The organism is Rhizobium etli 8C-3, from assembly GCF_001908375.1.
Classification (GTDB): domain Bacteria; phylum Pseudomonadota; class Alphaproteobacteria; order Rhizobiales; family Rhizobiaceae; genus Rhizobium; species Rhizobium etli_B.
Map to the genome: position 1 here is coordinate 65,647 of NZ_CP017243.1, position 19,869 is coordinate 85,515.

Consider the following 19,869-nt stretch of genomic DNA (forward strand, 5'->3'; position numbering starts at 1 on the left):
CGCACCTTCTGCAATTGAGTGAGCTTTGGCATGAGGTGTCCACCAAAATAGGTGGACACCAAGGGATGGAAGAAGTGACCTGCCACTGAATTTTCATCCGGCGGCGACTAGATGTGGAGCCTCAACAGGTTGTCCTGGGTAAGAGCGAGCCTAGTGATTGGTGGTTTTGAGTTTAGACTTCCGTGAGGCCTGTGCCAATTGTAGCGATGAAGCCATCGTGGCAGTTCGGCGGCGCGCATGTCCGAGTTGGGATAGGCGACGGCGTAGGCCCACTCTCTGAGGGCGGTCTGGATGAAGCGTTCGGCCTTTCCGTTGGTTTTAGGCGTATATGGTCTGGTGCGGACGTGCTTGAGGCCGTTGTCGCGACAAGCTTGGCCGAATGGCTTTGATGTGTAGCAGGGACCATTGTCGGTCATGACGCGCTCGACCGCGATCCCGAGGCTGGCATAATAGGCCAATGCCGCCTTCAAGAAGGCCACGGCGCTTTCTTTCGTCTCGTCCGGCAATATCTGTGAGAAAGCGATGCGAGAGGCATCGTCGATGGCCACATGAACGCATTCCCAACCGGCGCCCCAACTCTTGCCTCTGCGCGAACTCTGGCGAGTGCGATCGCCGGTGATGCGGTGGCCGACCTCATGAAACCGGCCGAGCTTCTTGATGTCGATATGAATCATCTCGCCGGGAGCCTGGCGTTCATAACGACGCACAGGCTCGGCCGGCTCGATATCCTTGAGGCGGGAGTGGCCTGCGCGCTTGAGAACCCGGCTCACCGTCGCTGCAGATACACCGGTTTCGATCGCGATGTGCTTGCCAGTCAGGCGCTGGCGGCGAAGCGTGATGATGCGCTCCGCCAGCGCCTGACTGGTCTGCCGGGGCATGGCATGAGGTCGGGAGGAACGATCGAGCATCGCCTCTCGACCACCGGCCTTGAAACGCTCGACCCAACGGGCGACGATCTTGGCCGCGACGCCATAGGCCTGTGCTGCCTGAGCCTGGGTCAGATGCCCTTCGATAACAGCAAGCGCCATTTGTTCCCGGCGCAACGGCGTCAGTCGGGCATTCTTATGAATGTTCATTCGCGGCGATCCTTCCGACTCGAGGTGTGATAGCTCCAGTCTCCTAAATCCGCTTTGAATGGACAACCTCCCGAAAGCTCACAATTAGAGCCTCGGCCGGGGTCTGGTATCCGAGCGATGAGTGCGGCCGGAAATGGTTGTACAACACGACGACAGAACACCCACGGGACCGAGGTTCGCGAGCTTTTGTATCCGTGGCATCCCTGGTCCGGGCAACCCGTTCACGTGCATGAGGCGGTGTCCAAAGGGAAGCATATTTCCGCTGCAGCCTTTCTGGTTCTTCTTCTGGTCGACTTCTTGAGGTCCCATCGTGGATGTTCGACCGATCAATGAGTGGTTGTTGGCGCAGCCTGGCGGTTCCGCACGTCGATCTCGCAAGCCTGCATTCTTTGGCAAGATTGCTGAAGGACGCTGATGCCTCATCGCAATCTTCGGTAATGGGCGCAGCACTTTGGTCGACTCAGCCTATTCAACGCCATGGTGAGGCAGCTAAATGCTGACTTCCAAGAGAACCTTGAGCCTGCCCATCGATGCAAAATAGCTAATAGCGCGGCAATCAGGATGAGACGCTTGCGACAATCTGGATGAGATTCTTAGGTCGCGGTCGGGATCAAATTATCATGCTGATTGCCGCTGACAAGTTCTTCGTCGTTTTCTGATTGCCGCTCCGCGACAGACAGCGTTGATGTCCTGATTGTCGCAAACGAGGCCGGTCGGCCGCGCTGGCGTTTTTCCTCAAGCGCAGTTCTGCGGCGATAGCTTTCGACGTTCATCTCGAAGATCGTGGCATGGTGCACGAGCCGGTCGACTGCTGCGAGTGTCATGGCAGGGTCGGGAAAGACCCGGTTCCACTCTCCGAACGGCTGGTTGGCGGTGATCAGGATCGACCGGTGCTCGTATCGTGCCGAGATCAGCTCGAATAGCACGCTTGTTTCCGCCTGGTCCTTGGTGACGTAGGCGAGGTCATCGAGGATGAGCAAGTCGTACCTGTTGAGTTTGTCGATGGCAGACTCAAGCTGCAGTTCCCTTCGGGCGACCTGAAGCTTCTGCACAAGATCGGTGGTCCGGGTGAACAGGACCCGCCATCCGTTCTCGATCAGCGCAAGGCCGATGGCAGCAGCAAGATGGCTCTTTCCTCCGCCGGGCGGACCGAACATGAGGATGTTAGCTCCCTTGGCAAGCCAGCTGTCGCCGGCGGTGATTGCCATGACCTGCGCCTTCGAGATCATGGGTACAGCGTCAAAGGCGAAGCTGTCTAAGGTCTTTCCGGGCGGCAGGTGCGCTTCGGCGAGATGCCGTTCAATCCTGCGATTGGCACGCTCTGCCAGCTCGTGCTCGGCAATAGCCGACAGGAAGCGAGCTGCCGGCCATCCTTCCCGGTCCGCCTCTTCGGCAAATCGTGGCCACAGCATTTTGATCGTCGGCAGCCGGAGCTCGTTGAGCATGATGCCGAGGCGTGCTTCATCGATAACGTGGGCGTTCTTCATGCCGCTTCTCCCGTCCCGATCAGGGCCTCATAACCGTTGAGCGATGCGAGTTGCACATGAACGGTCGGCAGCTTGGCTGGATCCGGACCGAAGAGCGCTCGCATGGTAGCCAGATTGGGTAAGTCACCAGCATCGAGTATCCTGGCCAATTCTTCGGCAAGTTCGCGTTCGCAACCACGGTCATGCGCGAGCGCCAGGAGTTCGACGGTGATCTTGCAAGCCTGCTTGTCGGGAAGATGCTCGATGAGGGCTTCGAAGGCCTTGCGATATTCCTGACGCGGGAAGAGCTTGTCGCGATAAACGAGGCCGCGGAGCGCCATCGGCTTTTTGCGCAGGGAATGGATGACGTGGTGGTAGTTGACGACCTGGTCGTGTCGGCCGTCGGGATGGCCGCGTCCTCGGCGCAACGTCATCAGATGCGTACCGCCGACAAAGACATCCAGCCGATCGTCGAACAGGCGAACTCTTAACCTGTGGCCGATCAGGCGGGATGGCACGGTGTAGAAGACCTTGCGCAAGGTGAAGCCGCCCGTCCGGGACACCGTAACGACAATCTCTTCGAAGTCCGTGGTCCGGCGCTCGGGCAGCGCCTGCAGATGGGATCGCTCAGCATCAATGCGCTTGCCATGGGCAGCGTTGCGACGGCTGACGATGTCATCGACAAAGGCGCGGTAAGAACTGAGGTCGTCGAATTCCTTGGCCCCCCGCATCAGCAGGGCGTCATGAACAGAGTTCTTGAGATGGCCATGGGAGCTTTCGATAGAGCCGTTCTCATGCGCGACGCCTTTGTTGTTGCGCGTCGGCGTCATTCGATAATGGGAGCAAAGCTGATCGTATCGGTGGGTGAGATCGACCTTGGCATCGGCGTCGAGGTTGCGGAATGCCGCCGACAGGCTGTCGCTTCGATGATAAAGCGGCGTACCTCCCACGGACCACAGGGCATTTTGAAGCCCTTCAGCCAGCGCGACAAAGCTTTCGCCGCCGAGAATGACATGGGCATGTTCGAAGCCCGACCAGACAAGCCGGAAGTGATAGAACAGGTGATCAAGCGGCTGGCCGGCGATGGTCACACCAAGACCGCTGGCGTCGGTAAAATCCGAAAGGCCCAACCGGCCTGGCTCGTGCGTTTGGCGGAAGATGACCCCCTGCGCTTCGCCATGGACAGCACGCCACGACCGAATGCGTCGTTCAAGCGTGCGGCGGATACCTTCAGAGAGTTCTGGATGTCGGCGCAGCATCTCGTTGTAGACAGCGACGGCACGGATACCGGGTGCGGCCTTCAGGAGCGGGACGACTTCGGTCTCGAATATCAGCTCTAAGGGATCAGGGCGGCGGCGTCCGCGCGGCGCTTTGCTCTGAGAAGGCAGTTGTACCTCCTTGTCGAGGCGGTATGCCGTGGCTCGGCTGATCGACGCTTTTGACGCGGCGACCTCTACGGAATGCGTTTGTCGGTACTTCATGAAGAGTCTCATCTGATGATCGGTTAAATGGCGACCCGGCACAAACTGGTTCTCCAATCCAGAAAACCGCAAATGTACCGGACCGACCGCGATCATGAGACGCCGAAAATCTGCGCCACGCCGGGGTATGACTACGATCGGGCTACGCCCTCACTCCGTCACACCCCGGCGCGAGTCTCATCCTGATTGACGCTGAATCTCATCGAGATCGCCGCTACGCATAAAAGAGCCAGCCTGCCCGTCTAACCAATGCGAGCAGAACTCTCGGGACATTGTCACCCAACTTGTAGAGGGCCATCTTCGGCGTCAAGGCGCAGACCTCAACCGCTTCCGAGCAGAGAACTACGTCGGGTGCTGGACATATTTGTGAAGAACCCAACACGGCACAATACTTTTATCATCACGGAATGGGCGCGGCAGTCGGCCAGCAGCCAGGCGCCTGTAAAATCCAAGTGTCGAGCCGACAGGGCCTTGAAGGCAGGCCTGAAACCAGGATGAGGGAACATATCGCCGGATTGGGCCGAGTTGAAGAACGTTGTGGGCAAGAATCTGTGCCCTCACCTCATCAGTCCAATTCCGCCGCCGCCGCCGACAGGTGATCTTTGAGCTCATTTGGGGATCGTTAGCGTTCAGCTTCGGTAGGCGGACGTGCATTTTTGCGATGGTGGAAGTTGTCGGCAGGTGGGCAACACGTGAAATATGGTTCTTCACTGAAATCGAGGGCATCAGACACGTCCCGCGCTCGCCGCGACAGAGCGTCCGACGAGACCTCGAACCATCTTCCGCGAACACTTCATAGCACTGCCTGCAACGTGCTTCGTGTAGACTGCAATCTTCAGTACATCGTTAAGCGAGGTCGTGTCTGAACAACACCGTAGGCATGCCGGATCCTCCGTATTCGAGATGGAATAGAGCGCCTCAGGAATGGTCCCATTTCATCCCGAGGAGGAGAAGTGAAATTGCCATAGTGGCGTGGCGGCGTTTGTTCGCGAGGCTCATGCTACGTGAGTGTCGAGAAGATTGCGACGGATTTAAGTTTCGATCGCCGTGGTTTACCGGAATGCACCTTCCGCTATTTCGCCGCCGAGACGTTGGTCGAGTTCCTCGTGCTGGCCGTTGCGGCAACTTGGCGATTCACGCCGCCACCGCGCGCCTATCGCTGCGGCAGCACAGCCGGCTTCGACGCATCTTCATTCAGACAAGGCGATGGCAAAAATCATCGTCACGCCCGCGCGCGCTGGCCCTGTCGAGATTGCGGCCTTCCTGATGAAAGGCGACGTCGATCCGCTGGACGCCAAGAAGTGACCTTCGTCTTGTCGACCCCCCCTGCGGGAATAGAGCCAATCAAGCGTGCGGCGCGCCAGTGGGAGGACGGCACTTGGCGCGAGAACGTGCCGTTGCGGCAAGTGGAACATCCGTGTCGATTCTCGCGTCAGCGATTTTGAGCTTGCTCGGGCTTCCGGCGAGATTGAAATTGGGAATTTGAATGCCTTCACTGCAAACACACCGGATCTTCATTTTACGTGGCGCAACTTTCCTCAAACGAACCCGCACCCGTGCGGTATTTGGCCACATCCTCGCCGAGGCCGGAGCCGGAATAACCGGGTCCGAGCTTCACTCTCATCACATCAAGGGTGCCTGCCACGAGCAAACGCCTTATAATTGGCGCGAAGCCAAACCGCGTCGGTGACAGGGCACTCACAGTAATGGGCAGGGTGCGGCTGTGGGCCGGCAATTGCTTATTTTGACGCGTCGCTTTTGTTGGCATGCGCCTGAATTTGCGTGCATCGCTCGATCAGGTGCTCGAACGGCTCGGAATCGCCGAGCAGCAGGCCGTCGTCGACCATGCGCGCGTAATCCTCGCCGAGCGCACGCAGACCTTCTCCGGATGGCGTCAGAACCAGATTGCCGTTGACGGCTGCGGCGTAGTCGATGGGCGAGCGGTCGGCCGCCTTTTCCGCAAAAAACATGGATTTGTGTTTCGCCACGGCATTGGCGAGTTGCCGATCCGCGGATGCTTTGTCGGCGAAACCAGCATCGTCCAGCCGGACGACATCATGCCAGTGGCGGGCAAAACGATCGCCGCGAAGGCGCTCCTGCAGGCAGAAGACATGGATGGCGGTCGCTTTCTCCCACAACGTCCGCTCCGCGTGCATGACGCGGGGACTCGCTTTCGGAAATTCGACACCATCAACCTGGCCCGACGCGTCACAGTCGACGGATACTGGCCGGCTCGCCGGTCGACCGCGCTCCGAATTCGAGCATGACGCTCGGGGCGACATAGCCGGATCCGCTGCTCACCGCTTCATAGTCGAGGTAGAGCGTATCGTCCTCGAGGCGGATTGCCGCCGGAAGAGATTGAACGCGCAACGCGCCATAACCGGCTCCACCGAGCCCGCCACCCAGACCGGAAGCCGCTTTCGCACCTCGCTGGTCCAGTGTTTCTCCTCGCTGCGGGTTTTCGGCAGTGCTTCGTCATTGTCGCCAACCAAGTCCGGCGCCAGGGCGCGGATATCGTAGGTCAGGTCGACATCCTCGGAGAACCTTTTGATGACACCGTAGGCTTTCGAAAGCGAGGTGCCGCCCTTGAAGACGAGATGCTCACCGAGCTTGGACGAAAAGAGCGTCTGCAGCGTCCAGACGACCCAGACATCCTTTTCGAGGAGATGAATGGGCCGTCCGGTGCGGTCGGCCGCCACCGCCAAGGCTTCGCGTCGGTTATCCTTTGACAAGGTCAGAAACAGATCAGCGATGCGCAGCCTTTCCTACGCTTCTTGCAAGCCAGGTCGGAAACTGCGGAGCCGCCGCCACCAGCTCGCCGAACGCGTTTGGCGGCAGCTTTCGCTTGATCCGCGACAGTGCTTCATCGGCCCTTTCCGGCCCAAGCCATGCAAGTGCGCGGACCGCCACGCCAGCAGGTCGATCGGCCAAGGCCAATTGCCAGCGCGGCACGTGCTTGAGCTCGACCGTCTGCTGTCCAAGGGTCATCGTCCGGCTACGGCCGGATGTCAGGTAGACGGAGCGGACCGGGACCTGGGAGGTCAGGCCCAGGGCATTTGCCGCGGCGGCGCCATCGAGACGATGACCTCACCGCGCTGCTGCGCCACCGCCTCTACGGCCTGTTCGACCGTCGGCGGCCGACTGCCAAAGCGACTTTTGACGGGCCGCATATAGATACCACGGCCCGCCCGGACGAGCTCGCCACGCTCGGCCAGGCGCGACAGAGCCTGATCCAGGGCGGCTCGATTTCCGAGATGCAAAAAACTCTTTGCCGAAAGCGCGGTCCTTCCGGCAGTCGTTCAGCATGTCCCATGATTTGCTATGTCAGCTTTTGCATGGCATTTCTCTTGTCAGAATTATATGCAAGTTTCTGACAGTTTGCAATGAGAGGGGAAGACGGCGAGCCCGGACGGTGCTGACCAATTTTTATCGGTCAGTGACCCGCTGTCTCTTCACAATCACGATTCATCTATCAGGCCGTCAAACACTTCCACCATCGCATCGCTGATGGCCTTGCCTAGCGCGGCTGCAGCGTTTGCAAGCGCCTCGTCGTCCATATCGCGAGCGGCCATCGCAAAAGCAGTTCCCTCGGACGTTACGATTTCCCGCGCCCGCTCAATTGCCCAAAGGCCGAAGTCGCTGCGGCTGCTGATTTCCACGGTTTCCATGTTGTCCCCTGATTTGTTCGAGAGGACGGCTTATACCGATTTGCCGGACAATGCAGTCTGAAAACCGAGCCCGAGGACCGACTTTGATCTGTCTCGTGAGCGCATTCCCTACGGTAGCGTGCTCTATTGCGCCGCACCTTGGCGACTGCGGTGTCACCAGCATTTGTACTGCGGTATAATTTGGAAGCGCTATGTGGGGGTCAATGGTTCAATTTTGCCGCTCCGATAGCACCCATTTGTCATATCACTGAAAAACTTCTGACCTAACGAGGCTTTCCGGGCCTCCGTTCAGGGTGCGGCCGTCGATCAGGAGTGACGAAATCATGTTGGAACGTGTTGGCAGCGGATCGAAAGAGGTCGAAACCCTGGTCGTGGACCTCGACCAGAAAGACGTGACTGGCCGTTCTGCATCGACAAAAACCATCGACGCCGGCGAAATACGCAAGATCGCGCCGAGCGGCAACGGGCAGGCACTCGACATCTCCGCTGCGCGGGGCTTCGTCGGGTTTACCCAGAGCAAAAGCGGCGCCACCGCGATCCTGGTCGATGCAAAGGTGAGCACGCCCGAAACCGACCCGGGCAACGATCTCAAGATCGACCTGGACGGTTTGAAAAAGGTTGCCGCTTCCGAATTCGGCAGCACCGTTCCCAACAACATCACCCACCTGTTCAACCCGACCATCCAGGCGATGGCCAAGCAGTTTTACGGGGGAGACAGCCCCGCGGTGCGCGATCAGTTCAAGGCCGACGTCAAGGCGCTTCTCGGTCCGCTGCTCGACAAGGTAGGCGCCGGAGAGGTCAGTCAGGCTGATCTTGGCGGCCTTCTGGAGCGCCTGACCTCGCGTCTGAGCGCTCCCGGCGGCAAGGAAGTCTGGGGTTACCGCCACGCGGTACAGACCGCGCTCGAAGGGCTCGTCATGGGCGCCAGCCTGGTCTCGAAGCTCCCGGCCAATGCCGAGTGGGACAAGAGCGTCTCGCCGCTACCCTCCAGCAATCTCGCCAGCTATTCGTTCAACGACGTCATGGCGGCAATCATGATCGGCGCCGGGCTGGCCGGCAAGGGCATTGCGGCCAACGGCTCAGATCGCGGGCGCTTCTTCGCCGGCAGCGGCGGTGACGCCTGGATCGCCGAGCGTATGTTCGCCACCACGGACAATGGCTGGAGCAAGACCGTCCAAAATCTCGATCTGCCCTATATCGACAGCGACTATCTGACATCGAGCCTCAAGAAGATGGACCTTGTCATGTCGGGCTCGGATGCCATCGAGCCGGTCGTGGAGCGCCCGATCGACGAGAACGACATCCTGGAAAGCAAGGTGCTGCGCGGCTACGCTCCGTCGACCGCCTATGAGCCGACGCTGAAGAAGCTCGACGAACTCAAATACGGCATTCTCGGCGACGCCGTGAAGGACGTGAACCGGAATTTCGTCGCGCCCGACAACATGGACCACCTCGACCAGCTGACGCCGGAACAGAAGGCGACGGTGCTCTACGATCTCATCGAGATCAAACAGCAGTTCAATGGCTATATGAACCAGTATGGCGACAGCGTGCCCGATGGCGAGCGCGTCGGCAAGGACCTCGATGCGCGGATCGAAAAGCTGACGGCCGATCCGGCGACGCAGCAGCATCTCTCGGATATCTTCGCGAGCGGCATGAAGGAATATCTGCAAAGCCCGGAGAATTCCGATCTGCTCACCAACATCGAAGACGCCTATCTGATCGATATCGGCGGCGGCAAGGCGATCGACCGGGCGCTGAGCGCCGGCAAGAGCTTCGAAGATGCCCTGAAGGATTATTATTCCGAACTCAACACGCTCGTCGATCTCCTGCCCCAGGATTATATCGACGCGCATCTCGACGCCGCGAACGTCACCTTCTCGAACATCGTCAAGGAACATTATATCGGCGACGGCCAGGGTGTCGATCTCGAGCCGCTGCTGTCGGGTCCGGATGACACATTTGTGCCCGGCGCAACGAATGACGCCATCAGCCAGTTGGCAAACACCTTCGCCGAGGATTTCATCAGCAAAAACGGCCCGGCAGATGGCGGCGAGACGCTGAAGCAGAACCTGGCGCAGGATATAGCGCGCGACGTCGACGGCGTTCTGCGCATGGTGCGCGGCGGTATGAAGCTCGACGACGCGCTTGCCTCCTTCAAGGATTCGCTCGACCTGCCGCGCCAGACCCGTACACCTGCCGGCATCGATGCCGAAGTGTACAAGGCCGGTCTGATGCACGCCGTGCAGATGCTGACGATGTCGAGCGTGCTGGTGGCGCACGGCCTCGGTGTCGGCGGCAAGTGGACGCCGGCCGATATCGCCGCTGCGGTCGGCTCGGCGACACAGATCGTCGGCATGACGATGGAGGGGCTCGGCAAGAACCTCGACGTTGCCGGCAAACCGTTCAGCGCCTTCGGCAATCAGCCTGGCAGCTGGGGCAAGGGGATCTCGATGAACTTCTCGCCGAAGACGATGGAAGCGGCAGGCAAGATCCTCGGCGCGGCCGGCGGCCTCGCCATGGCCGGCCTCGGCTTCTATTCGGCGTCGCGGTCGATGAAGGCCGGCGACCGCGCCAAGGGCGCGCTCGAAATAATCGGCGGCATTGCCGGTACCGGCAACGCGCTGATCGGTTTCTCCGAGGCGATGCTTTATCTGACCAATGCCATGTCCCGTGCCTTTTCCGGACTCGGAACGGTGGCGCCGGAAGTCGTGACCATCTTCAGCAGCGCCGCCAAAACCGGCCTTGCCGCGGCCGGACTGGTCACCGGCCTCGTTGCCTCGGCCGTCGGGCTGGCGCTTGGTCTGTGGGATATGGCCAATGGCGTGAAGAAGCTCGACAAAATGGAAAAGCAGCTGAACGAGAAGCTTGAACGCTACACCGGCGAGTCCGTGCATCTCGAATTTGGGCCAGACCCGTCATTCATCTGGTAGAGGCAGAGGGGCGGCAACGATGACCGCCACAGCCTGGGAAATACCCTGCGACCCCTCGGTAAAAATGTGATTTTTGATCTCCAGGCGCGAGGCCGCTGCATTTTATGCAACCGCGATGTCCGATCGGGCTTGAATTATCACGCAAAGGTCGATCTTATGCCTAACGTAAGGTAAACGACGTCATCCGCGAAAAGCGGAAAAAGAAAATCAAAGGGAACGCATGTCATCGATCGCACCAGCATCTTCGGATATCGATACGGTTTCATTTCTCCGGCTAAACGCCAATTCCGATCCAAAGTCCGAAAATTCCACGAGCCAGGGCAAAACCACGAGCACCACGGTCAAGAAGGCATCGCCTTTTGCCTCTGACGGGACCACGACGGCAGCCCTGACGATTTTCTCCTCTATATCGGCGCAGACGAGCAGTCCGAAGTTCGTTTCGCTGGCCGCCACGTCGAATGGCACGTCCCGCCCTACCGCGCCGATCCAGCCGGTCATCGATCTCCTGTTCAATTCCGATTTCATGAGCGAGATCAATCAGGGCTTCATGGAAGGGCTGAAGGACAAGGACAAATCCTTCGAGAGCATCGACGTCGTCAAAAACCCTCACAATTACACTGCCGAGCAGAAACTGATCATGTATCTCGATCTGCTTCAGACCAAGGCGACCTTCGGCCAATACAAGGACAGCCTCGGCGACAACCAGCGCGGCATCTACAACGACCAGGAGATCCTGAAGGATCTCGACAAGTCGATCGCCATCCTGGGCTCGGACCCCGACGTCAACTCGCTGATGACGGAGAAGGCGCTGAAGGCCTTCAAGCTGATCTTCTCCGGTTATCGCGTGGCGCCGGCCGATACGAACAAGGACGCTTCCGAGATCATCAACGACACGATAACGCGTGACGAGAAGATGAAGGACCTGCGTACGAAGGTCGAGGATGCCTTTGAGCGCGACATCGTCAATGGCGGCCTGCTGAATGACGGTCTCAAATCCGGCAAGGACGTCACCACCATTCTCAAGGAATATAATGCCGCCCTCGGCTTCTATTCCATGGTGCTTCCCGACGATTTCGTAAAGCAGCGCTCGGCGATTGCCGACAAGACCTATGCCGAATTCTTCGACAAGAACGTGCTGCCGACGATCTCCGATCCGACGACGGCGCTCGATGGCCTGATCCGCATGGGACTGGCCGGCAACAAGACCGAGCGGGAACTGAAGGGGCTCGGCTCCATCCTGCCGGTTGTGGATTTCGACCAGTCGCTCGGGCTCGGCGGGAGCCTGTTCCCCGATCTCAAGATCGACCTCGACGGTTTGAAAAAGGTTGCCGCTTCCGAATTCGGCAGCACCGTTCCCAACAATATCACCCACCTGTTCAACCCGACCATCCAGGCGATGGCCAACCAGTTTTACGGGTCAGACAGCCCCGAGGTGCGCGATCAGTTCAAGGCCGACGTCAAGGCGCTTCTCGGTCCGCTGCTCGACAAGGTAGGCGCCGGAGAAATCGGCATCGGCGATCTCGCCGGCAATCTGGAGCGCCTGACGTCGCGCCTGAGCGCACCCGGCGGCAAGGAGGTCTTGGGCTACCGCCATGCGGTGCAGACCGCGCTGGAAGGGCTCGTCATGGGCGCCAGCCTGGTCTCGAAGTTGCCGGCCAATGCCGAGTGGGACAAGAGCGTCTCGCCGCTGCCCTCCAGCAATCTCGCCAGCTATTCGTTCAACGACGTCATGGCGGCAATCATGATCGGCACCGGGCTGGCCGGCAAGGGCATTGCCGCCAACGGCTCAGACGGCGGGCGCTTCTTCGCCGGCAGCGGGGGCGACGCCTGGATCGCCGAGCGCATGTTCGCCACCAAGGACAATGGCTGGAGCAAGACCATCCAAAGTCTCGATCTGCCCTATATCGACAGCGAATATCTGACATCGAGCCTCAAGGACATGGGACTTTCCATGTCAGGCCTGATGAAGACGCTGATGCCCGGCACGGATGTGATCGATCCAATCATCGTCGACGGCAAGACCGCCGAAGAGGCGATCAAGAGGATCATCGCCCCGAGCCTCGACGCGCTGGCGGAAACCCTGTTCAAGGGCAATGCCGATGCCATGGCGCAATACAAGACCAATTTCACGACGATCTTCACCGCGCTTTGGGCGACGATGCGACCGGGCGGCAGCGTCGAAACGATCAAGGCCGACCTTGCCAAGCTGATCGACAAGACCGCGACGGCGGCGCCGGCAGGGGTCGATCCTGTCAAATACAAGGCGGCGCTCTCTTCCGGCGTGATGTCGGTGCTTACCGCATCCCGCTCCATCTATGCCGGCCTCAACATGACGAGCCCGACCTGGGACAGCATCGGCATCGTGGTTCTGCACGCCCTTGGCGCTCTCGCGCACATGGGCAGTGCGCTCGGCTCGGCGATCAAAGCCTCGAATTTTTCGCTGCTGGATGGGATCAGTTCACTCGTCGGCGTTTCCGACGAGCTGGCGCGGGCGCAGCGCAGCGTGCTCTCCGCCTTTTTCAAGAATACCGGGACGACGGTTGGCGCCGTTGCCGGCGTCGCTTGGCTGCCGGTGGAATATTACCAGTTCCTGCAGGGGCTCACCAGTGGCAAGGGCGATCCGGTCGATCTCATCTTCATGGGTATCGGAACCGCGGCGGACACGGTCGGCGCGATCGAGGGCATCGCAGGCGTTGCCAATATGCTGGTGAATTCCACCTTCCTCGGGCGCACGGGCGCAACGGTAGCGCTCGTCTCCGGCGGCTTCTCGCTCGCCTTCGCGATCGCCGGCGCGGTGTCCTGGGCGGCCTGGGCGGGCTTTGCCATCTACCAGAGCATCAAGCAGGAAAAAGCCTTCCACAAGCAGACCGACATGATGAACGACATGCTTAAGCGCACTGTCAACGACACGGTCGGCATCTACGCCAAAACAGGTCAGCGCGTCGGCGCCAAGGGCGGCGTCGCCCCCGCGCCCCGCGACCCGGAACAGCGCGAGCTGACCCCTGAGAACTGGGACGCGATCATCGCCGATATCGAGAAGCGCCGCGGTACGGCGGTGGGCTGATCCGGGACGCTTTCGCAACACCAAATATCTGGGTACTCACAGGCCCGGTTGGCGTAGAGGCGGTCGGGCCTGTGAATATTTGATAGCAATAAATTTAAGTATGAATTTCATGCGCAATCTGGATATCTGCTGCGCTTTATGGATAAAAACGTTCAATTTTAATATAAAGGTCGAGAAAGTTGTCAAAGCGATTGTAATTTCCGAAAATTAACCATCGGTTAAGTTTAAACAATTGACCGGCCGTTTTTTTATCCATATCAAATCATGCATTCATTTTGATAACTCCTTGATGGAAGTGCTCATATGGCCGTAGATGCAGTGAATTCCGACCTGAACCTGGCGCCTGCAAACCCTGTCTCGGTGGAGCTGACGACTGATAAGACAGATTCCAAGGACACCACCGGCAGCACGACGAAAAAGGTCGATCCGAACAGCGAGAGCGAGATACTCTCCGCTGCCGTGGACGCGTTTCTGCCAGGCATGATTTCCAACACCCTGATGCTGAACAATTCGCTTTTCAATTTCGCCAAGGAGGCGATCGACGAAGGCAGCGACGAGTAGCGTTCCCGTTCATCGTTTGCAGTTGACGTGTACCGAGTTGAGGAATTGCAATGAGCGGAGAAGAACTTACCGGCCGCGCCTTTACGCCGCCCGTTGATGGCGTATCGACAGGCAATGTGCTGAAGACCTCGGAGATCGTGGCGGAGCGGATCGGGCTGCAGCCGGCGGATTTCGCCGGCCTTCGGCCAACCGAACTCACCTCCATTCCCAACATCCAGGGCCGCAAGATCGCGCCTGAGTCCGACGCCGTCCCGCCCTCCTATTCACCGGAAGGCAATACCAGGCCCTCCAGCATTCTCGACCGGCTGTCGGCATTCTTCATGCCGGTGGCCGGGAACGGCCAGCCGGAGACGCCGCTGGTGCGATTTGCCGCGGACAAGGATCACAGCGGCCCGAAGATCGAAGACATCACGACATCGATCGACCGGCTGGAGAAATCACAGCAATTCGCGACCGGCACGACGCTGCTGTCGTCACTCACCCAGTCGGTGATGTCGTCGTCCAAACGGCTGACGCAGGGCCAGTGAATATCATGATCACATCGGCCCTTGCGAGATCACCGATCACTTCGCCCGCGCGCAAAGTCCTTCCGAAGGCCGCCATGCTCGCTTTCTGCCTGTTCCTCGCCGCCTGCAGCCAGGACGTGCTGACGGGACTCGATCAGCGCGATGCGCTGGATGCTCAGGTCCTGCTCGAACGCGCCGGCATCTCCGTCACCATGAGGAGCGAAAAGGGCGGGACCTATGCGATCGCCGCTGAATCAGCCGATCATGCCCGGGCGATCGAGTTGCTGGCGGGCGCCGGTCTGCCGCGTCAGTCGTTCGGAAATGTCGCCGAACTCTTTCCCGGCAACGGCTTCCTTGTGACGCCTTACGAACAAAAAGCCCGGATGAGCTACGCCATCGAGCAGCAGCTTGCCGAAACGCTTTCGGGGCTTGACGGCGTGGCGACGGCGCGCGTCCATGTGGTGCTGCCGGAGGAAAACGGCCGCGGGCTCATCAAGGAAAAGGCGAAGGCGGCGGCCGTGTTGCAATATCGCCCCGGCGCCAATCTCAACGAGATCGACATGAAAAGCCGGTCCGTTCTGGTCAACAGCATCCGTGATCTCTCTTACGAAGATGTCTCGGTGGTGGTCAGCCCCTGGTCGGAGGTCGGCGCGCCGGCGGCCCCGCCGGCAACGGCAGCATCGGCCCCGGCGGCAACCGTGACGCCGGCACCCGCCGCAGCGCCATTCTCGATGGTGCAAAGCGCTCTCTCGGCTTTCAAGGCCCCCAATCTGGCCGTGATCGGCGCAATTATCCTCGCCATCGGGGCATGCCTGCTGCTGCTGTTGCCGCAGCGGAAGGAGCGCTGAGCATGCGCACGCCGCGTTCGGACGGCGAGGCGATCTCGGATGCGGCGAGGATCCGCAGGGCAGCGCTGCTTTCCGCGGATATGCTGACGGCCGCCCGATGGGATGGGACCGCGCCGCTCCTTGCCGATGGGTCTACCCTGTCGCGGCGGCTGCACCGGCGGCTTTTCACGGAGATCGCAGAAGCCCATGGCGACCCCGCCACATTTGCCGACGGCGCCCGCCGCCTGATTTCCATGGACGCGGACGGACTCTCAAAGGCCGCGTTCCGGGCGGGCTTCGCCTATCATCTCGCAGCCTTCTGCCCCGCGGTCGATCGCCCGACCCTTGCGAGGCTCAGGGCCGCCTACGGCGAGGAAGCGGTCGCATTCGCCCTCGGCCACATCAATCTTTCCACGGCAACGCCGCCGCTTGATCTGTTGAGCGAGCAGGCAAGGCATGTCGTCGAGGCCGATGGCTGGTCGATGCTGACGCTTCTGGCAGACGAATATCGGATCTCTGCGGCATGGCGGTGGGCGGGCTGGCGCGACATGGCCGAAAACGGCTCGGCTTCCCTGTTGAAGAGCCCGGCGCTCGTTCTGGCGACGGCCGCCGTCGACGAGGTCGCCTCCACACAGGAAGGCGCCGGACGATGAGCTCGGGATTTGCACGCCACGACCGCATCATTCCGGCGGAAAACTTCGGCCAGATCAGGGAGGCGGCGCAAATTCTGGCGGCTGCCCGCCAGGACGCCGCCCAATCCCAGGCCACACTTGCAGCCGCCAGCGAGCAGGCCGCCCAAAACGGCTATCGCGACGGGTTCGAACAGGGCGTTCGTGATGCCGCCGCACGGCTTGCCGCCTCGCTCGGAAAAGCCGAACAGGAGATTGCCAATCTCGACAGCTGGGTCGAGGCGGTGGTTCTGAAATCGGTCGGATTGATCCTCGGATCGATGGAGGCCGACGAACGCACCAGGCGATTGGTCCGCCACGCCATATCCCAGACCGCAGAGGCCCAGGAGATCGCCCTCCATGTCGCCCCCGAGGATGCCGCCATGATCGCCCAGGCAATTGCGGATATCGATCATCGCATCACTATCGAAACGGATCCGCTGATGTCTGCCGGCGAGATCGTCCTGGAGACATCGGCGGGACGAAGCCAGATCGGCTTGAAAGACCAGCTCGCCACCGTGATCGAGGCCCTCGTCCATGGCTGACGCATTGCTTCGCATGGAGCGGACGCTCGAACAGACGGACGTGCGGCGGCAGAGCGGCCGCGTGACGAGTGTTTCGGGCCTGCTGGTGCGGGCGCTCATCCCCTCGGTTCGGATCGGCGAGCTCTGCGAACTGCATGAGCCGGGCAGGGGCCGCATCGGCCTCGCCGATGTCGTCGGTATCGACGGCGAGACGGCACTTCTCTCGCTTCACGGCGAAACCCGCGGCATCTCCCAGCGCACGGAAATCGTCCCGACCGGCCGGGAGCCGGCGATCTCTGTCGGCAACTTCCTGCTCGGCGCGGTCGTCGATGCGCACGGCAACGTCCTGCGTCCCTCCGCCAATCCGGCCGGCGATGACGCGCGTTTCCTGCAGCCGCTCTACGGCCAGCCGGTCAACCCCTTGTCGCGCCGTCCCATCCGCCAGCCGTTCACCTCGGGGATTGCCGCCCTGGACGGATTGCTGACCTGCGGGCAGGGCCAGCGCATCGGTATTTTCGGCGCGCCCGGCGCCGGCAAGTCGACGTTGGTGTCCCAGATCGTCGCCAACAACAAGGCCGATGTGATCGTCTGCGCGCTGGTGGGGGAACGCGGACGCGAGGTCGGCGAATTCGTTGCCGACAACATGCCGGAAGGCGTTGCCTCGAATGTGGCGCTGGTTCTGGCGACATCGGATCGCCCGGCGCTGGAGCGGTTCAAGGCGGTGATGACGGCAACGGCGATCGCCGAATATTTTCGCGAGCAGGGAAAACATGTGCTGCTCGTCATCGACAGCGTCACCCGCATGGCCCGCGCCTTGCGCGAAGTCGGGCTTGCTGCCGGCGAACCGCCGGTGCGGCGCGGCTTTCCGCCTTCCGTATTCGCCGTCTTGCCGCAGATCTTCGAGCGCGCCGGCAACAGCGCAAACGGCACGATGACGGCTTTCTATACGGTCCTCGTCGAAGGCGAAGAGCAGGACGATCCGATCGCCGAAGAAACCAGGTCGCTGCTGGACGGCCATATCGTGCTCTCTGACAAGATTGCCAGGGCGGGCAATTTTCCGGCGATCGATGTGCTGGCCAGCCGAAGCCGGACGATGAGCGCGGTGGTGAGCGAGAGCCATCGCCAGGCAGCCGACAGGCTGCGCGCCCTGCTGGCCCTCTATGACGAGGTGGAACTGCTGATCCGCGTCGGCGAATATCGCCAGGGGCGCGATGCCGCCGTCGACGAGGCCGTCGCCAAACACGGGCTCATCCAGCGCTTCCTGTTTGACGGCCAGGGCAAGCCGCAGCCGTTCGGCGCGATCGTCGAAGCGCTCGAGGAGCTTGTCCGATGAATATCGCCGCGCCCGCATGGCCCGACTCATCGATGGCCGGGAGCTTCTTTTCCCGTTCCGGCACGACGATGCGCGCCGCCTGGCAAATTCCGGTCCGGGAGCAGACGCTTTCCGTTCGCCCGCTGTCCCCCGATATCGCGGCCACGCGGATCGCCGATCCTGTCGGCATTCTCTGCCGCGTCGGCGAGCAGGATCAGATGCTGATTGCTTCGGCCGGAGCATTGCGGCTGCTGGCCGAAAGGCTGGAACCGCTGCTGCTCTGGGAAAAACTGTCACCGCATGAAAAGGCGGCGGTGGTGGAACATCAGTTCGCCGAGGCCTTCGAGGCAATCGAGAACAAGATCGGCATCGGCCTTTCGCTGCTGGAGATCGGCGCGCAGCCGGAGCCGGATTTTAGCGGCAATTTCGGCTTCGAAATCGGCTGGAGCGGCATGAGCCTGCCCTTGAGCGGCCGTTTCGATGAAACCTTCCTTGCCGGCCTCGTCGGCTGGGCAAGCCGCCTACCGCGCCGCACGCTCAATGCCCTGACGACGGCGGTCAACATCCGGCGCGGTTATGCCGTGCTGTCGGTCGGTCAGATCAAATCCCTGCGATTGGGGGACGGCATCGTCATCGATGGGGGGGCACCGGAGACCGTGGTCGCGATCACGGGTGAACGTTACCTTGCAACCTGCATGCGCTCGGACAAAGGCGCGGTCCTCACCGAGCCGCTCCTGTCGACGCCAACCGGACCAATGAGGCATTTCATGACGAATGACACCGTCGATCAGCAATTGCAGGGCGAGCCGCGTCCGTCGCCTGTCGACAGCATCCCGATCAAGCTGGTCTTCGATGCCGGACGGCTGGAGTTGCCGCTGCGCACACTCGAGACGATCGGCGAGGGCTATGTGTTCAACCTCGACAGGCCATTGTCGGACGCCGTCGATATCATCGCCCAGGGCCGCATTATCGGACGGGGCGAAATCATTTCCGTGGATGGGTTGAGCGCCGTTCGCGTCACGGCGCTGCACGACTGATGGAACAGAGCTTTCCTCTTGCCCAGAGCCTCGCGGCAATGGCGGCGATCTCGATGCTGCCGGTCATTGCCGTGATCGCAACCTCCTTCACCAAGATTTCAGTCGTCCTGCTGATCGTGCGCAATGCGATCGGCATCCAGCAGACGCCGCCGAATCTCCTGGTCTTTGCGATTGCCATCGTGCTCTCGGCCTTCGTGATGAACCCGGTGCTGCAAAACAGCTGGCAATTGCTGCTCGCCCATAGCGGCGATTTCGGCACGGTCAGTGGCATGGCGGACGGCATGATCAAAGTGGCAGCGCCGCTGAAGGATTTCATGCTGAAATTTTCCGACGCCGAGGTGCGCGACTTTTTCGTGCAGGCGTCGCAGAAGATCTGGGCAAACGCGCCGGCAACCCCCATTGCCTCCGACGATATCACCGTGCTGACGCCAAGCTTCCTCGTTTCGGAACTGACGCGGGCCTTTGAAATCGGATTTCTGATTTATCTGCCCTTCCTGATGATCGACTTCGCCGTCTCCGCCATTCTGGTGGCGCTCGGCATGCAGATGATGTCCCCGACCGTGGTGTCGACACCGCTGAAGCTGCTGCTGTTCGTCTCGATCGACGGCTGGCGGCGATTGCTGGAAGGTCTGGTGCTGTCCTATGCGCAGTGAGCATCGCGCCTTGACGAAAGCCCCGGTTCGAGCGCCTGCCGCGCCCACGCGAAAGGCCTGCCACCATGGGTGAAGACCAGGTCGCAGCTGAAA

The 19,869-nt window shown here is 60.7% G+C and carries 15 protein-coding genes and 2 pseudogenes; 10 read left to right on the plus strand and 7 right to left on the minus strand.

Annotated features, from left to right (window positions below):
* Positions 1-107: 107 nt before the first annotated feature.
* The 7 genes and pseudogenes from AM571_RS22850 to AM571_RS22895 all read right to left on the minus strand — a co-directional run bounded on the left by AM571_RS22850 (position 108) and on the right by AM571_RS22895 (position 7,691).
* The gene (locus AM571_RS22850; RefSeq protein WP_004673777.1) at positions 108-1,076 is read right to left on the minus strand and encodes an IS481-like element ISRel2 family transposase; all 969 of its coding nucleotides are present in this window, start codon (positions 1,074-1,076) and stop codon (positions 108-110) included.
* 593 nt (positions 1,077-1,669) lie between these two features.
* On the minus strand, positions 1,670-2,563 hold the full coding sequence (gene istB / locus AM571_RS22860; RefSeq protein ID WP_004672573.1) for an IS21-like element ISRel5 family helper ATPase IstB: 894 nt from the start codon (positions 2,561-2,563) through the stop codon (positions 1,670-1,672).
* The gene (istA, locus tag AM571_RS22865; RefSeq protein WP_026188833.1) at positions 2,560-4,065 is read right to left on the minus strand and encodes an IS21-like element ISRel5 family transposase; all 1,506 of its coding nucleotides are present in this window, start codon (positions 4,063-4,065) and stop codon (positions 2,560-2,562) included. Before istA ends, istB begins: the two co-directional genes overlap by 4 nt.
* A 1,477-nt stretch (positions 4,066-5,542) precedes the next feature.
* Positions 5,543-5,668 carry a hypothetical protein gene (locus AM571_RS38055; protein WP_257784634.1) on the minus strand — a complete coding sequence of 42 codons (126 nt, stop codon included), beginning with the start codon at positions 5,666-5,668 and terminating at the stop codon, positions 5,543-5,545.
* 94 nt (positions 5,669-5,762) lie between these two features.
* Positions 5,763-6,776, minus strand: a pseudogene (locus AM571_RS37060) (nucleotidyl transferase AbiEii/AbiGii toxin family protein).
* Positions 6,769-7,336 (minus strand): annotated as a pseudogene (locus AM571_RS22890) (DUF6088 family protein). The pseudogenes AM571_RS37060 and AM571_RS22890 overlap by 8 nt, the downstream one beginning before the upstream one ends.
* Before the next feature lie 145 nt (positions 7,337-7,481).
* The gene (locus AM571_RS22895) at positions 7,482-7,691 is read right to left on the minus strand and encodes a hypothetical protein (RefSeq protein WP_004672578.1); all 210 of its coding nucleotides are present in this window, start codon (positions 7,689-7,691) and stop codon (positions 7,482-7,484) included.
* Positions 7,692-8,014: 323 nt separating this feature from the next.
* Between AM571_RS22895 and AM571_RS22900 the strand changes: the two genes are divergently transcribed.
* The 10 genes from AM571_RS22900 (at position 8,015) to sctR (ending at position 19,776) form a co-directional block, all read left to right on the plus strand.
* Complete coding sequence (locus AM571_RS22900) at positions 8,015-10,624, plus strand: hypothetical protein (RefSeq protein WP_004672579.1); 2,610 nt, start codon at positions 8,015-8,017, stop codon at positions 10,622-10,624.
* Between the two features lie 220 nt (positions 10,625-10,844).
* Complete coding sequence (locus AM571_RS22905; protein ID WP_011053320.1) at positions 10,845-13,688, plus strand: hypothetical protein; 2,844 nt, start codon at positions 10,845-10,847, stop codon at positions 13,686-13,688.
* Between the two features lie 303 nt (positions 13,689-13,991).
* On the plus strand, positions 13,992-14,249 hold the full coding sequence (locus AM571_RS22910; RefSeq protein WP_004672582.1) for a hypothetical protein: 258 nt from the start codon (positions 13,992-13,994) through the stop codon (positions 14,247-14,249).
* A 50-nt stretch (positions 14,250-14,299) separates the two neighbouring features.
* Positions 14,300-14,776: a hypothetical protein gene (locus AM571_RS22915; protein WP_004672583.1), complete on the plus strand. Its 477-nt coding sequence runs from the start codon at positions 14,300-14,302 to the stop codon at positions 14,774-14,776.
* The gene (gene sctJ, locus AM571_RS22920; protein ID WP_018247139.1) at positions 14,773-15,603 is read left to right on the plus strand and encodes a type III secretion system inner membrane ring lipoprotein SctJ; all 831 of its coding nucleotides are present in this window, start codon (positions 14,773-14,775) and stop codon (positions 15,601-15,603) included. Before AM571_RS22915 ends, sctJ begins: the two co-directional genes overlap by 4 nt.
* Before the next feature lie 2 nt (positions 15,604-15,605).
* Positions 15,606-16,235, plus strand: coding sequence for a hypothetical protein (locus AM571_RS22925; RefSeq protein ID WP_004672585.1), 630 nt, complete (start codon positions 15,606-15,608; stop codon positions 16,233-16,235).
* Positions 16,232-16,795 carry a type III secretion system stator protein SctL gene (gene sctL / locus AM571_RS22930; RefSeq protein ID WP_004672586.1) on the plus strand — a complete coding sequence of 188 codons (564 nt, stop codon included), beginning with the start codon at positions 16,232-16,234 and terminating at the stop codon, positions 16,793-16,795. Before AM571_RS22925 ends, sctL begins: the two co-directional genes overlap by 4 nt.
* Positions 16,788-18,107: a FliI/YscN family ATPase gene (locus AM571_RS22935; protein WP_004672587.1), complete on the plus strand. Its 1,320-nt coding sequence runs from the start codon at positions 16,788-16,790 to the stop codon at positions 18,105-18,107. Before sctL ends, AM571_RS22935 begins: the two co-directional genes overlap by 8 nt.
* Positions 18,104-19,123, plus strand: a complete 1,020-nt coding sequence (locus AM571_RS22940) for a FliM/FliN family flagellar motor switch protein (RefSeq protein WP_004672588.1) — start codon at positions 18,104-18,106, stop codon at positions 19,121-19,123. Before AM571_RS22935 ends, AM571_RS22940 begins: the two co-directional genes overlap by 4 nt.
* Positions 19,123-19,776, plus strand: coding sequence for a type III secretion system export apparatus subunit SctR (sctR, locus tag AM571_RS22945; protein ID WP_008534263.1), 654 nt, complete (start codon positions 19,123-19,125; stop codon positions 19,774-19,776). The genes AM571_RS22940 and sctR overlap by 1 nt, the downstream gene beginning before the upstream one ends.
* The last annotated feature ends 93 nt before the right edge of the window (positions 19,777-19,869 follow it).